A 15,488-nucleotide genomic window follows, 5' to 3' on the forward strand; every position below is an offset into this window, starting at 1 on the left:
GTATAGAAAGGGTTATAATAAATACATAAAAGGAGTTGAAAAAATTATGAAAGTAATGATGATATTTGACCAAACTCAAGCGGGTTTAGGTGGAAAAGAATCTCCAGATCTTCCAATGGGCGGAAAGCCAATGGCCATTGGTTCATGTGGTATGTTCCAACGTTTTATGGATCAAAATGATGGAAAAGTAATCGCTACATTATGGTGTGGTGATGGAACGTTCAAAGAAGATCCAGAAAAAAATGCAAAGAAATTCGCAGCTATGGCTAAAAAATTTCAACCAGATGTAGTTATCTGTGGTCCTTGTTTCAACTATGCAGGATATGGATTGATGGCTGCAAAAACAGCATTAACAATTAATGAATTGGTTGGTATTCCTGCTTTTGCGATCATGTCTAAAGAATGTGAACAAGCGATTGAAGAATACAAAGATAAAGTTACAATCTTGAAAATGCCTAAAAAAGGTGGAACAGGGTTAAATGAAGCTTTAAGTGAGATGTGTAAATTTGCTAAAATGCTGACAGATAAAGAGGATACTACAGCATTTAAAGCTGAGCATGCATATTAATATTAAATGACTATTTCTATAAAATAGTTGAAAGTGTTTTTCATTTTTTGAAAAACACTTTTTTTATCTTAATTTAGAGAAATTGCAATTATCTAATTACATAGGTAAAGAAGGATAGTGTTTTTTGATATATAAACATACTAAAGTTAGAATATGTGTCATTGTCAAGGATAGAAAAAATATCAAAGGAATACTATACGATGCTTTGAAGTAGAATAATAGTTCTAAAACAAAAGGATGAACGAAAAAATAATATTTAGATAGTCTACGAAGTTTTCTTTTATCAATAAATGGAAGAAGTTGCGGTGAGTATAAAACACGGAGAAAAAGGAAAAAAACAAAGAAAGGTGCACTAATTAAAATATTTCGATCTATTCCAGGAGTTGTTTGCGCAATCATACAATCTAAGGTAAAAAACAAAAGTGTAATAATTAACAAATAGTTGTATTGATTTTTCCAAACAAGTTGTTTCTTTTGCATCATGTATCCTAGGGTCACATAAAAGAGTCCGAAGAAAAGAAAATTTCTTGTTGTGTAAAAAATAGAAAAATAATAGGTTTGAAAAATGTTTTGCCAAAAGTCATTAAAATAACCAAAATAACTTTCAGATGAGCCGATAATCAGTAAAAGAAATGAAATAAAAGTTAATAGAGAAATAGACCATCTTTTCTTCCAAAAAGATAGAATGCATATTGAAAAGAAAAGGGCAGGAAAATACCATAAATGATAATAAATTCCTATATATAAGATACCTAGTAAAATAGCAATAGGATATAAATACCAAGCAATATGTAGGTTTATTATGTATCTTAAACCAAACGGAAGATATAAAATGCTCCAGAAAAGGTATGTTTTAAATAATTCTATTAAGTAGTTTTTGATGTAATTGGGTCCCTTGTTTTCATTTTGAGCAATTAGAAATCCTGCAATAGTAAAAAAGAAAGGCACGGCAAGGCGAGTGATGACATCTGTGATTATAAAATCTATCTTATAAACCACTTTCATATAAATATTGATATGAAATAATATTATGAGGATAGAGGAGATATATTTCAGTATATCTAGGTTTTCGTAACACATTTGTCTTGTTGTTCTTTTTTTGTAAAAGAGAATATAAAGTATATAAATGAAAATAAGTAAAAAAAGAATTAGAAAACTATAAAATTTTTCATTGGAAAATTGAATAAGATTGTTAATCATAAGAACTCCTTTTAAATGATTCTATCACGATTATATCTATTCTGATATAAATTCGGTAAAAAGACTTTAAGGAACATTGTTTTGAAAAAGTAGAAGTTATAAAATGAGAACAGAGATAACTTATTAAAAAAATTAAATAATATAATGGGAGGACAAAAATGCAAGATATTGTGATAATTGGTGCAGGTGTTGTCGGTAGTTTTCTTGCTCATGATTTGTCTAAGTATGATTTAAAAGTCACGGTGATAGACAAAGAAAATGATATTGCAAATGGAACCACGATGGCTAATAGTGCGATTATTCATACTGGATATGATCCTGAGGATGGAACATTGAAATCTGAATTGAATGTAAAAGGTGCAAAAATGTATCCAGAGATATGCAAAGAGCTAAAAATAGACTATCAAAAATGTGGTGCATATGTAGTTGCATGTGATAAAGAAGAAATCAAAATACTTGATCAACTAAAAAATAGAGCTGATAAAAGAAATATTAGAGCACATTATATGGAGCGAGAAGAAATTGTAAAAAATGAGGTAAATATATCAGATGATGTAATTAAGGCAATTAGTTTTCCAGACACAGCAATAATATATCCATGGCAATGTGCAATCGCTTTGATGGAAGAAGCTGTTATAAATGGGGTTGATTTAATCTTGGGGGAAAAGGTTTATAAAATTGATGAAAAGCAAGGTTTTTTTACTGTTTATACAGAAAAAAAGGCTATCAACACCAAGGTGATTATTAATGCAGCAGGTTGTGGAGCTGAAAAAATAGCTAATATGATTGAAAAATCTCCATTTCATATAGTTTATAAAAAAGGAGAGTACTTTGTTTTGTCTAAGCAGGCAAATAAATTTGTGAACCATATCATTTATCCAGTTCCAACGAAGGTTGGTAAGGGTGTTTTGGCAGTTCCTACAACGCATGGGAATATATTGTTAGGCCCAAATAGCAATATTTGTGAAAGCGAAGATCTTTCTACAACTTCTGAGGGATTGGAATATGTTAGAAATCATTTGAATCGAATTGTCAAGAATATTCCTTACCATGAAGTGATCCGGAGCTATAGTGGATTACGTCCAACAGGAAATAATGGTGATTTTTATATTAAGCCTTCATATAAAAATAAAAATATTATTCATTTAGGATGTATTGATTCACCGGGGTTGGCTAGTGCACCTGCTATTAGTGCATATGTCATTCAAGAGTATATAAAAAAATGTTTAGATTTATTACCAAAAAGGAAATATGTCAAAAGAAAAGCGCCACCGGTAATGAATCAATTGTGTGAGAAAGAAAAAAATGATATGGTCAAAACTCAGCCTTTATATGGAAAAATTGTTTGTAAATGTGAAAAAATATCTTATCAAGAAATTGTAGATGCCATACATTCTCCATGTGGTGCAAAGACCATAAAGGCAATAAAAAAACGCGTTCGTCCAGGCATGGGAAAGTGCCAAGGTGGTTTTTGCGAAATAGAGGTTGCAAAAATTTTATCTAAAGAGTTAAACATTCCGCTAGCTCAGGTTCTGTATGATGAAAAACATTCAAATTTAGGGACGGAGGCAAAATAATGGTAAATATAGATGTTGCAGTAATTGGCGGAGGAAGTGCTGGAATGGCAGCTGCCCTATCTGCTAAGGAAAATGGAGTAGAAAATATATTGATTTTAGAACAAGGAAATGAGCTTGGAGGTATTTTGCAGCAATGTATTCATAATGGTTTTGGTCTTCAAATATATAATGAAGAGCTAACAGGTCCTTCTTTTGCTCAAAAATTAATAGACGAAGTTAATAACAATAACATTGATTATCGCTTAGAAACGACTGTTATATCAATAACAAAAGATAAACAGATTACTTATGTAAATGAAAAAGAGGGCTATGTTTCAGTAAAGGCAAAATCTATTATTCTCGCATGTGGTTGTTATGAAAGAAATCGTGGAGCAATTTCAATTCCAGGAGTACGAGTAAAGGGAATATATACAGCAGGAGAAGCACAAAAGCTTTTGAATATTGAGAATATATTAGTTGGAAAAAGAGTGTTTATTTTAGGTAGTGGTGATATAGGGTTGATCATGGCCAGAAGAATGATGTTAGAAGGGGCGAAAGTATTGGGGGTTGCGGAAATAATGCCTTATTCTAATGGTTTAATGAGAAATATTGTACAATGTTTAAAAGATTTCGATATTCCGCTTTACTTATCACATACAATAATAGATGTTCAAGGTAAAGAGCATGTTGAAAAGATTACGATTGGCAAAGTGGATAAAAACAAGAAACTAATAAAAGGAACTGAGAAAGATTTTTGGGTTGATACATTGTTATTAGCTGTAGGATTGATTCCAGAAACGAGTTTAACACAGACTGCAGGTATTCAATTAGATGCTCATACTAAAGGCCCACTCGTTAATGATCGGTTTGAAACAACTGTGCCGGGCATTTATGCATGTGGAAATGCTTTGCATGTTCATGATTTGGTTGATTTTGTAACAATGGAGTCAAAATTAGTAGGACGTTTTGTAGCAGAAGACATTTTATCATATACAACAACGCCAAATTTAATCAATGTATTTCCACTTGAGGGAGTTAATTATGTGCTTCCGCAAAGATTAAACAAGGATGTAAAAGAAAAAGTTACATTTTATTTTCGTGTTAATAAACCCTATAAAGAAAGTAAAGTTGAGTTTCTAGATGGAGATAGAGTAATAAAATCTGTTAAGAAAAAATATATGTTACCGGCAAATATGGAAAGGATAACTTTAAAAAAAGATGAAATAAATAATATTTCATTCGACTTGAAAGTGAGGGTGAGTGAAATATGATCAAAGAATTAATATGTATTATTTGTCCAATGGGATGTCATCTACAAATTGAAATGGATGACATGAAAAATATAAATTTAGTGACAGGAAACTCATGTCCAAGAGGGGAAAAATATGCTTGTAAAGAGTTGATTCATCCGGAACGTATACTTACATCAACTGTGAGAATTGAAGGTGCTATTCATCCTATGTTACCTGTTATGACAGATAAAGCAGTTGCCAAAGACAAAATGTTTGACGTAATGAAAAAGCTAAAAGAAGTAAGGATAAAAGCTCCAGTCAAATATGAAGACATCATAATAGAAAATGTATGTGATACAGGAGCAAATATCATAGCTTCAAGAAGCATGGATAAATATGAAAAACTATAATATCAAAGTAAGAAGAAGTTTATGATATGAAGATATGCTCTATAATAAATATATACAATTAGTATATAAAGGAGAAACTTATGAACGAAGTGTTTAAAGAGGGATTAAAAATTTTAAATAAATTACAGGAAACACAAGGCGATAAATTAGAACTAGCCGGCAGAATCATCGGTAAATCATTTATGGAAGGACATAAATTCTTTGTTACAGGAAGCGGGCATTCTCATACTATGGCAGAGGAATTTTATGCACGTGCTGGCGGATTGGCATTTGTGGTTCCAATTTTGACAACTGAATTAACAATGACAGAACACCCAACCAAAAGCTCTTATATTGAGAGACTCTCTGGCTATGCCAAAATATTAGTGGAATTATATAATGTTTCTAAGGGAGATGTCGTATTAATCACATCGAATTCAGGTAGAAATGCATATCCGATTGAAATGGCACTAGAAGCTAAATCAAAAGGAGCTTATGTTATTGCGGTTACTAGCAAAAACCATTCAGATAGTGTCACTTCAAGACATAAGAGTGGTAAGAAATTGATTGATATTGCAGATTTAGTTATTGATAATTGTGGTGTTGTTGGTGATTGTATACTACAAGTTCCAGGACTTCATGAAAAAATGTGTCCTACGAGCAGTATGGCGAATGCTTTTATTGCTCAGAGCATCAACGTAGCCTGTGCAAAGTATCTGATTGAAAATAATTGCGAAGTTCCTGTTTTTGCATCTTTAAATTGTGATGGTAATGAGGATCATAATGAAGCCTATTTTAACAAATACACAAGGATGTATTAGTATAGTTCAATATTGATGATCTTGGAAAAAAATCATATATATAAGCTTGGACCATTGAGTGCAGTAAGTATTATATGAATGGCTATAACTATAAGATTTGTTTGATTTCTAACTAGATATATTAAAAAGCCTAAAATGATATGTATCCGAAGTTTGGAATAATTGACAATCTGTCTATAAAACTATAATATGAACAATGTTCATATAGGAGGATATAGTGAAAAACAAATCAACATCAAATTCGGAAATTATAAATGCGTGCAAAGAAATTTTTAAAGAAAAAGGGCTAAATAGTTTGAATATGAGGGAAGTTGCCTCTAGGTGCAATGTTGCTCTTGGATCTATATACAATTATTATCCAAGCAAGAGCATGTTGTTGTTAAATACGATTGATTCTATTTGGAAAGAAATACTGCATAAATTCAATTTTGAAGGTAATCGCTTTGATGAAAAAGTACGTGATTTATTTTATTTGATTCAAGAAGGAAGTGAAAGTTATCCTGATTTTTTTAATGTACATGTTTATATTCTACCAAAAATGGAAAAAGCACGAGGTAGAGCTGCAATGGAGAAGTATTTTCAAAATATTAAAAACAAGTTGTTAGATTGCCTTAATCAAGATAAAGAAGTAAATCCAGTTTTTTTTAATGAAGAAATGGCGAAAGAACAATTTGTTGAATTTGTTTTTGATAATTTGATTAATTTGCTTTTGCGAAAACAAGATAATTGTGATGGATTGTTATATGTTATTCGCAGATGTATATATTAGAAAGTGAGGAAATATGAAAGTAAATAGAAATTGGTTATTAGCTATAGCATCTTTAGTGTGGTTTATAGCAGGATTTAATATTTTGAGAATCGGAGTTCAAGCTTATAAACATAGTGTATATTTATCAAATGTTATTCTATCAGTTTTAGTGTTTAGCATTTTTGATATATTTATTTTTAGTCGATTAGTTAAAAAACATACGATTCGAATAAGAGCTCTAGAGAGTGAGAAACAATATTTTTGGAATTTTTTTGATAAGTCATCATTTTTAATCATGGCATTTATGATGACTGGGGGAATTTTATTAAGGTATTCAGGTGTTGTACCTACTTTGTTTATTGCTGTGTTTTATACCGGACTAGGTGCTGCGTTAACAATGGCAGGAATAATGTTTGGTGTTAATTTTATTGATGAAAAAAGGAGGGCTTAAAAAATGAAAAAATATTTTAATTTAGCTATTATTTATGCAATTTTAGCGATGATTAGTGGAGTGTTTTACAGAGAATTTACAAAATTTCTTGATTTTGAGGGGACTACAACCCTTGCATTTACGCATATTCATTTTTTTGTGTTAGGAACCATAATGTTTTTGATTCTAGCGTTGTTCTCTATGCATACTGATTTAGAAAAGATTAAAGGAATGCGTAATGCGATTATTTTATATAATATAGGCTTGCCTTTGATGGTTTTCATGTTTTATGTTCGAGGAATCTTACAGGTTATGGGATATGATCTTAGTGCAGCTATGAATGCGTCATTATCTGGTGTTGCTGGGATTTCACATATTATTTTAGGGGTTGCCATTGTTTGGATTTTAATGTGTTTAAAAAAAGTGAAAATAGGATTGAAATCATAGTTTCTAATAAATGGATTTTAATATAAAAACTCAAACGATATGTTTGAGTTTTTATATTAAATGAAAATATTGTAATGCATATGCTAGACCATCATCTCCAATATCTTTTGTAACAAAATCAGCTCTTTCTTTTAGTTCTTGGACTCCATTTCCCATGGAAATTCCAATTTTTGCATGCTTCAACATTTCGATATCGTTTAAACTGTCGCCAATCGCAATGGTATCTGATAAGCTTGCATTCTCATAAGCGATTATTTTATCAATACCTGTGGCTTTGTTGATGCCTTTCATGGAAATTTCTCCATTGACCAGACCATAGTTTTTATTCTTATAAATAAAACCTTGTAATGAGTCCGGGATATGATCCATCAGATCCTGACAGCGTTCCCAGTTAGAGGAGAACAAAGATATTTTGAGAATTTGCTCAAGATCTTTTTCTTGAAATTGATCAAGATGATACATTCGTTTTTGGGCCATTTTAGCACGAGCCAATTCGGAATTTTGATTTTCATTTTGCAAGATCAAACTGGAAAATATATGAAAAGCTTCATCGCTGAAATAGCTTTTTTTATAGCCATCTAAAGCAAATCCTATATCATTTTTTAACATATATTCCATTAACTGTGTCAGTTCATTTCTTGGATAGTTTGCGAGATAAATGATTTTATTATCTACAATAACTTGTGCTCCACAAGAGAGAATCATACCTGAAATTGGTAGAGCAGAGTATTCATAATCGATTTCGGTATTGGCTCTGCCGGTACTTAAATAAATCTTATGGCCTTTTTTGTGAGCTTTATTTAAGGCTATAAGTGCACTCTCTGGAATACTTTCTGTACTATGATCAAAAAGAGTACCATCAATATCGATAAAAATATATTTTTGGTTCATTAATCAACTCTCCTTTTCGCCAATCCATGTATAGATGTAGGATTCAAATTCTTTAAAGCTGTTACAGTTTCGCATTTCTTGTAAGATTCGGTTATCTGAAAATAAAGAAATCAAAGATTCATATAAATTTCGAAAAGTTCTTCTATCTGCTTTATTAATCGCAAGCAGGAAGACGACATGAACTGTGTTGTTTCCCCATTGAAAACCGTTTTTTGATATGGCTACAGCAACACTTGTTTTAATAGCATTCATTTCTGCTGCATGAGGTATTGCGATATTTCCAAATGCAGTTGTAGCAGCATTTTCTCTTCTATAAACATTTTCTTCAAAATCTGAATCAACATAGTTTTTACATAGGAGTTTATCACAAAGATAGGTAATGATTTGCTGTTTGGAATTAAGGTTTGGGTTTGCAACAAAAAGATCTTCTTCAAAGAAATTGTGAAAATTTATTTTTAGCTTATTATCTCGGTATTCTTCTTGGCTTTTTAGTATGGCGTTTTGAATAATATCAAATTGTGACTGTAAATTGATTGGTGAAAAATGAACAATAGAGATATTTGGCAAAGCCTGATGTATAGGGACTGCTGTCAACAAAATCGCGATAGGGTTTGTAAATTTATGAATATCGTTTTCGTTATGTATACAGCCTAATAAATTGATTTGATTGCCAAAATTCATCATTAGGGTATTCATGGTCTGTTGAACGATGTCATGATAATTTGGACATAATAGAACGACAGGGATTTTTGTTTTATTGTCTGCTTGACGTTCGATCTCGGCACCGACATGCATGGCTAGAAAAGCAGTTTCATCTTCGTTGATATTGATATGAAAACGATCCATGAGGTCTAAGGAAATATAGATCGCAATGTCAAAAACAACGGGACTGTTATTTCTAATCGTATCAGCCATTGGATTACTGGTAAAACGTCCTTTCTCTGCTCTAAAAAGTAGGTTTTTAAGGTGCAGAGAAAAGGGTGTTGTAAAAGTATCACTTGAAAGATCGATCATATAAAGTGAATTAATATCTTTTACATATTTTTGCGTTAGTTCCAGTATATCAATACCAACCACACTCTTAAGATCAGTATTGGAAGAAGACAAGGAGAAATTCGCATTGGCTTTAAAAAGCATATAAATTTCAAATCGCTCAAATGGGTTTATTTGGATGTTGAATTGAGATTCTAATCGTGATTGGAGCTCGTTTAAAAATTCTTTTTCTTGAATGGTATCAAATTCAAATTGATCTTTTCCAGAATTTAAATGATTACCATTCATCTCACAATCTACAATGATCAATATGTGTAACAACAAATTAATGGCCGAAAAGTCATTAAGATAGAAATTATGTTTTTTGAAAGTCGTAAGAATGATTTTTTGAAGTTCGTCAATATCAATAGAATTAAAATTTGACTTTAAAATTGCGGTGTTCATAAAACTGTTTTTAGATTCTTCGTTGATCACGTAACTTAAAAGTTTACGTTTATTGATTTCATCACCCTGTATGCGAACACAGTCATTTTTACATGTAAATTCAATATTATAAGTAGAAAAAGATTTATTCATTTTTGAAATGATTGATTTGATCGTAGAGTAGCTAACGCATAAATAATCACATAAATCAAAAATTTCGATTTCTTTAGAATGATTTAAGATCAATTGCTTGATAATATAAAAAGAACGTTCTTCTAAAGTTTGTGGAATGGCCGTGTCTTCTTTGGATAATAGCAAAGAATAATTACTAGTAGGATTTAACTCATAACCTGAACGTGAAGATAAAATGATATTTTTTCCATAAAGCTCATTGATTTCATGTACATAGTTTTTAATGGAGCGCGAAGATATATTTAAAGCATGAGCTAGTTCTTTACTATTTACGGGCTTGTTGTTTTCCGATAAATATTTAATTAACTCGCTTTGTTTTTTCTTCATATTTCGCCCTCACTTTTCTTTAGATATTATAGCAATTCAGATATCCTGTGTCGATTTTTAACTTTCACCGTAGAGTGCAAATTCATATTTTATGGTTATGCCCCCTAAAGTGAAAAAGACAAGTTGAGGCATAATAAAAAAAATAGAATAATGATGGTGTCAGAAATAAAAAAGAAAGGAGGATCATTATGGAAAATTTAAGAGTATTACTTTGTTGCGGTGCTGGTATGTCTAGTGGATTTTTAGCAAGTGGAGCTAGAAAAGCAATTAAAAAGCAAAAACTTCCAATGACTATCGAAGCAAGAAGCGTTACAGAAGCAGGAGACTTCATGAGCAGTGTTGATGTTATGTTGCTTGGTCCACATTATGCAAAGGATTTGGAAAAATACCAAGAAATTGCAAAACCTTATGGCGTACGAGTTGGTGTGATTTCAGATAAAATCTATGGATCATTAGATGCGAATGGATTGATTGAACTTGCACAACAAATCGCAAAAGGCGAATAAAAAAAAGCTAAGACGGCAATCTTAGCTAAAAAGAAATCTACATGTGAAAGACTTCTCTTTGAATATTGTATAACAAAGAGAATAAATTAGTAAAGATGATTAGGAGAATAAAAATATGAACAAATTTATGAGTTGGCTAGAGGATTCATTTGTACCAAAGGCCAATAAACTATTTAGTAAACCATTTATCGCTGCATTCTCATTAACGATGCAGAAGATTATTCCATTTATTTTAACAGGGTCAGTTATCTATTTCTATAATGTTTTCAAATCATTTGTTCCTGTATTACCTGATTTAACTCCAATTTTAACGTATAGTTTTGGCATTATTACAGTCATTGTTACATTTATGATGGGAAACCAATTGATGGAAAAACTTGGACATCCAGATTATGTAATTAATGCTGGCCTATGTGCTGTAGGTACATTGTTGATGGTTGCGATGCCATTAGGAGATAATGCCGACAGTATTTCAAGTTTAATGGGTAATTTAGGAGCTGCAGGTATTGCGGTAGGATTAATTGTTGGTTTATATGTAGGAACTGTTTTCCATTTATGGGGAAAACTTCATTTCTTGCAAGATAGCAGTTGTCCAGACTTCGTTGTAGCTTGGGTCAATACGATTGTTCCAAATATAATTACTTTAGGAATTGCGATGGTTTTGATCAATGTTTTGAAATTAGATGTATATTCATTGGTTATTGCAGCCTTTATGCCATTGGCAAACATTGGACAAACTTTACCAGGATTTATCTTAATTTGCTTAGTGCCTGCATTCTTCTATACAATGGGAATTTCAAGTTGGACGTTTGGTGCAATAACAACTCCAATTTTTATGGCTGGTATCCAAGCAAATATTGATGCAGTTGCAGCTGGTGGAGTCGCAACAAATATTGTTACGAATGAATCTGTATTCACATTAGCATTCATTACAATGGGTGGTATGTGCGCTACTTTAGGTTTAAATGTATTGATGTGTTTCTCTAAATCAAAACAATTGAGAATGTTAGGACGTGTGTTTATTGTTCCTTCAATTTTCAATATCAATGAACCTGTGATGTATGGTGGAAAAGTTGTAATGAATCCAGTGTTAATGATTCCTGGTTGGTTAAATTCAATAGTTGGACCAATCTATGTATGGATCTTAATGAGTACAGGGTTATTAAATATTCCTTCAAAAATGATTCAAGTAGGACAAATTCCTGCACCAATCTGTAGTGTTATGATTACCGAAGATATGAGAGCTATATTATGGTGGGCTGTATTATTTGTGATTTACTTAGCAATATGGTACCCATTCTTTAAAGCTTATGAAAAAATAAAATTAGCAGAAGAAGCAGAAGAAAATTAATAAACTAGAAAGATCATAAAGAGGTAGAAAAGTGTATGGATAAACAAATGGAATTGGTACAGGTAGCAATGCAGATTATCTTGCATGCAGGAGATGCAAGAAATTACGTAACAGAAGCTTTAAAGGCAGCCAAACAATTTAATTTTGAAATAGCGGATGAGAAGATGAAGCAAGCAAATGATTGTATTTCTTTAGCTCATAAAGCTCAAACTACAACTGTTCAAAGTGAAATGAGCGGAGAAAAGTATGAATATTCTATGTTGTTTGCACATGCTCAGGATACTTTAATGACTATTATGTCTGAAATTAATATGAGTCTAGAAATGATTGATATTTTAAAAATCATAAAAAATAGCAAATAGGAGGAAAGAATACATGGATAATAAGTTTTCTGAAGATTTTTTATGGGGTGCAAGTACAAGTGCTTATCAAGTAGAAGGTGCAGCAACGAGTCATGGTAAAAAATTAAGCCAACAGGACGTAATTAATAAAGATAGTTATGAAAAATTTGGCTTTGCGACTGCAGAAATCGCAAGTGATGAATATCATCATTACAAAGAAGACGTTGCTTTAATGAAAGAAATGGGATTTAAGGCATATCGCTTTTCGATTGCATGGTCTAGAGTATTCCCAGATGGAATAGGGCCAGTTAATGAAGAAGGTATTCAATATTATCGTGATTTAATTGACGAACTAAAGGCAAATGATATTGAACCAATTGTAACTTTATATCACTATGACTTACCGATGGCACTGGTGGATAAGTATGATGGATGGATCAGTCGTGAAGTCGTAAAAGACTTCGAATATTATGCTCGATATGTCATTAATGAATTTAAAGATAAAGTAAAATATTGGACAACAATCAATGAACAAAGTATTATTGTACAATTTATTGAACAGAAGTGTTATATTCCTGAAAAATATAAGGGGAATAATCAAATTCGTTACCAAATAAATCATCATATGAATTTAGCACATGCAATTGCATGTAAATTGGTACATGAATTGGTTCCAAATGGATTAGTTGGTGCAGCAATTGGATATGCTCCAGTCTATCCATTAACATCAAAACCTGAGGATGTAATGGCAGCACAAAATGCAAATGATCTACATAATCAATATTATTTAGATATTTATTTTAAAGGTCATTATACTAAGTCAGCTATGATTTATCTGGAAAAAACAGGCATGGCACCAAAAATCGAACCGGGAGATATGGAATTGATTAAAGAAGGATATTCAGATTTTTTGGCACTAAATTATTATGCGAGTGAATGCGCAAAAGCGTGTCCTGAACAAGAAGGAAAAGAAATCCGCTTTGCAGGAGTAAATCGTTCTGGTAAAAAAGGTGAAATGTCTGGATATGAAACACAACCTGGATTCTTTGAAATGTGTAAAAATCCTAATCTCGATACAACGGATTGGGATTGGGCAATTGATCCAACAGGATTGGAATATATTTTCCGAGATATTTATTGCCGTTATGAAAAACCATTGATGATTACAGAAAATGGTTTGGGAGCTTATGATGAATTGACAAAAGATGGCAAAATTCATGATGAATATCGTATTGATTATTTAAGATCTCATATTAAGGCGATGAAAAAAGCGATGAATTATGGAGTTGAAGTATTAGCTTATTGTCCATGGTCAGCTGTTGACTTATTGTCAACAAGTAATGGTGTGAAGAAACGTTACGGATTTATTTATGTAGATAGAACAGATGATGATCCAAAAGAATGTGCCCGAATCCGCAAAGATTCATTCTATTGGTATCAAAAAGTGATTCAATCACAAGGAACAGATTTAGAATCTTGATAAAACATAGGCACACGATTTATTCATGTGCCTAATTTAGTATGAGGAGGAAATAATAATATGAAACAATTACCAACAGGATTTAATAAAGATTTTTTATGGGGTGGAGCAGTAGCAGCATGCCAAATTGAAGGAGCTTATGATGTCGATGGTAGAGGACTTTCTACTTCCGATATCCGTGCTTATGATAAAAACATGAATCGTGCTCATATTGAAAAAGAAGGGGGAGGAACTCTTGCAGAAATCAAGACATTGATTCAAGATACAGAAAGCTATTTTCCTAAACGTCATGGAATAGATTTCTATCATACATATAAAGAAGATCTTGCCTTATTAAAAGAATTAGGATTAAAGGCATTTAGAACAAGTATCTCATGGTCAAGAATTTTCCCAAAAGGAGATGAATTGGAACCCAATGAAGCAGGACTTAAATTCTATGACAACTTGATTGATGAAATTATCAAAGATGGAATGGAACCAATCATTACCATGTCACACTATGATATTCCATTATATCTAGTCACAGAATATGGGGGATTTGCGAATAAGAAGACGATTGAATTCTTTGTTCGTTATGCCAAAGTATTATTAGAAAGATATAAAGGGAAAGTTAAATATTGGATCGTATGTAATCAAGTGAACTTAGTTCCAACTGTACAATTTGGATCCTTAGGAATCTATGATGATCAAGCAGAGAACATGGAAGAATTGATGTACCAAGCCGTTCATAATCAATTTGTAGCTGGAGCTAAAGTAGTAGAATTAGCTAAAGAAATAGATCCAGAAGCAGTAATGGGAACAATGCTTGCGGATGGTACTCTATATCCAAAAACTTGCAACCCAGAAGACATTGTAGGTACTTTAAAGAAAAATAGAATGCAACAATATTTCTTTTCAGATGTACAACTTCGTGGAGAATATCCAGTTTATGCATTACGCCATTTTAAAGAGAAAAATATTGATTTAAAAATGGAGGCTGGAGATGAAGAGCTTTTAAAAAATAATAAGATGCAATTCTTGGCAATTTCATATTATACTTCACATGTATTCAATCATGAAACAGATGATGGAACTCCATTTAAAGCAGAAAAGAATTCTTACCTTAAACCTACACCTTGGGAATGGAGAGCAGATCCATTAGGCTTCTATAATTGTTTAAGTCAATTGTGGGATCGTTATGAAATTCCTTTGATGATTGCAGAAAATGGATTGGGAGCTTTGGATACGATTGAAGAAGATGGATCAATTCATGATCCATATCGTATTGAATACTTGCAACAACATATTGAACAATTAAAAGAGTGTGTAAAAGATGGTGTTGATATTTTAGCTTACTTAAGTTGGGGACCAATTGATATTGTTTCTTCATCAAGTGCTGAAATGAGTAAACGTTACGGATTTATTTATGTAGATTTAGATGATTTAGGAAAAGGCTCTGGTAAACGATTGAAGAAGGATAGCTTCTATTGGTATAAACATGTTATCGAGACAAATGGAGAAGAATTATAATAAATATCAAATCAGCGACCTATGGTCGCTGATTTGTACTTGAATAATAAACGGGTTACAGATTAAAATAATATCGTCGTTTTT

At 31.9% G+C, this 15,488-nt stretch carries 16 protein-coding genes; 13 read left to right on the forward strand and 3 right to left on the reverse strand.

The window, feature by feature from the left end:
- Positions 1-46 precede the first annotated feature (46 nt).
- A complete protein-coding gene (locus PND65_RS03640) occupies positions 47-568 on the forward strand; it encodes a GrdB-related putative oxidoreductase (protein ID WP_271990587.1) in 522 nt (173 codons plus the stop codon).
- 96 nt (positions 569-664) lie between these two features.
- Here the strand turns inward: PND65_RS03640 and PND65_RS03645 are convergent, their stop codons facing one another.
- Positions 665-1,768 carry an acyltransferase family protein gene (locus PND65_RS03645; protein WP_271990588.1) on the reverse strand — a complete coding sequence of 368 codons (1,104 nt, stop codon included), beginning with the start codon at positions 1,766-1,768 and terminating at the stop codon, positions 665-667.
- A gap of 158 nt (positions 1,769-1,926) precedes the next feature.
- Here PND65_RS03645 and PND65_RS03650 point away from each other — a divergent pair, with 158 nt between their 5' ends.
- The 7 genes from PND65_RS03650 (at position 1,927) to PND65_RS03680 (ending at position 7,391) form a co-directional block, all read left to right on the forward strand.
- Positions 1,927-3,345 (forward strand): NAD(P)/FAD-dependent oxidoreductase, encoded by a 1,419-nt coding sequence (locus PND65_RS03650; RefSeq protein ID WP_271990589.1) that lies wholly within the window; start codon positions 1,927-1,929, stop codon positions 3,343-3,345.
- Positions 3,345-4,595, forward strand: a complete 1,251-nt coding sequence (locus tag PND65_RS03655; RefSeq protein WP_271990590.1) for an NAD(P)/FAD-dependent oxidoreductase — start codon at positions 3,345-3,347, stop codon at positions 4,593-4,595. Before PND65_RS03650 ends, PND65_RS03655 begins: the two co-directional genes overlap by 1 nt.
- The gene (locus PND65_RS03660) at positions 4,592-4,966 is read left to right on the forward strand and encodes a DUF1667 domain-containing protein (RefSeq protein WP_271990591.1); all 375 of its coding nucleotides are present in this window, start codon (positions 4,592-4,594) and stop codon (positions 4,964-4,966) included. The genes PND65_RS03655 and PND65_RS03660 overlap by 4 nt, the downstream gene beginning before the upstream one ends.
- A gap of 80 nt (positions 4,967-5,046) precedes the next feature.
- Entirely contained in the window at positions 5,047-5,766 is a 720-nt protein-coding gene (locus tag PND65_RS03665) for an SIS domain-containing protein (RefSeq protein ID WP_270460593.1), read from the forward strand.
- Between the two features lie 217 nt (positions 5,767-5,983).
- Positions 5,984-6,535 (forward strand): TetR/AcrR family transcriptional regulator, encoded by a 552-nt coding sequence (locus PND65_RS03670; protein WP_271990592.1) that lies wholly within the window; start codon positions 5,984-5,986, stop codon positions 6,533-6,535.
- Positions 6,536-6,548: 13 nt separating this feature from the next.
- Positions 6,549-6,965 carry a hypothetical protein gene (locus PND65_RS03675; protein ID WP_271990594.1) on the forward strand — a complete coding sequence of 139 codons (417 nt, stop codon included), beginning with the start codon at positions 6,549-6,551 and terminating at the stop codon, positions 6,963-6,965.
- Between the two features lie 3 nt (positions 6,966-6,968).
- Entirely contained in the window at positions 6,969-7,391 is a 423-nt protein-coding gene (locus PND65_RS03680; RefSeq protein WP_271990596.1) for a DUF2871 domain-containing protein, read from the forward strand.
- A 51-nt stretch (positions 7,392-7,442) separates the two neighbouring features.
- Here PND65_RS03680 and PND65_RS03685 read toward each other — a convergent pair whose 3' ends face one another.
- Complete coding sequence (locus tag PND65_RS03685) at positions 7,443-8,282, reverse strand: HAD family hydrolase (RefSeq protein ID WP_271990598.1); 840 nt, start codon at positions 8,280-8,282, stop codon at positions 7,443-7,445.
- Positions 8,283-8,285: 3 nt separating this feature from the next.
- Entirely contained in the window at positions 8,286-10,217 is a 1,932-nt protein-coding gene (locus PND65_RS03690; RefSeq protein WP_271990600.1) for a BglG family transcription antiterminator, read from the reverse strand.
- 188 nt (positions 10,218-10,405) lie between these two features.
- On the opposite strand from PND65_RS03690, the gene PND65_RS03695 reads away from it, so the two are divergent.
- The 5 genes from PND65_RS03695 to PND65_RS03715 all read left to right on the forward strand — a co-directional run bounded on the left by PND65_RS03695 (position 10,406) and on the right by PND65_RS03715 (position 15,404).
- Complete coding sequence (locus tag PND65_RS03695; RefSeq protein WP_271990601.1) at positions 10,406-10,723, forward strand: PTS sugar transporter subunit IIB; 318 nt, start codon at positions 10,406-10,408, stop codon at positions 10,721-10,723.
- A gap of 115 nt (positions 10,724-10,838) precedes the next feature.
- Positions 10,839-12,074, forward strand: coding sequence for a PTS sugar transporter subunit IIC (locus PND65_RS03700; protein WP_271990603.1), 1,236 nt, complete (start codon positions 10,839-10,841; stop codon positions 12,072-12,074).
- A 35-nt stretch (positions 12,075-12,109) separates the two neighbouring features.
- Positions 12,110-12,436: a PTS lactose/cellobiose transporter subunit IIA gene (locus PND65_RS03705; RefSeq protein ID WP_271990604.1), complete on the forward strand. Its 327-nt coding sequence runs from the start codon at positions 12,110-12,112 to the stop codon at positions 12,434-12,436.
- 13 nt (positions 12,437-12,449) lie between these two features.
- Positions 12,450-13,895 (forward strand): glycoside hydrolase family 1 protein, encoded by a 1,446-nt coding sequence (locus tag PND65_RS03710; RefSeq protein ID WP_271990606.1) that lies wholly within the window; start codon positions 12,450-12,452, stop codon positions 13,893-13,895.
- Between the two features lie 60 nt (positions 13,896-13,955).
- Complete coding sequence (locus PND65_RS03715) at positions 13,956-15,404, forward strand: glycoside hydrolase family 1 protein (protein WP_271990608.1); 1,449 nt, start codon at positions 13,956-13,958, stop codon at positions 15,402-15,404.
- Positions 15,405-15,488 lie beyond the last annotated feature (84 nt).

This window comes from Faecalitalea cylindroides, from assembly GCF_028321995.1.
Lineage (GTDB): Bacteria > Bacillota_I > Bacilli_A > Erysipelotrichales > Erysipelotrichaceae > Faecalitalea > Faecalitalea cylindroides.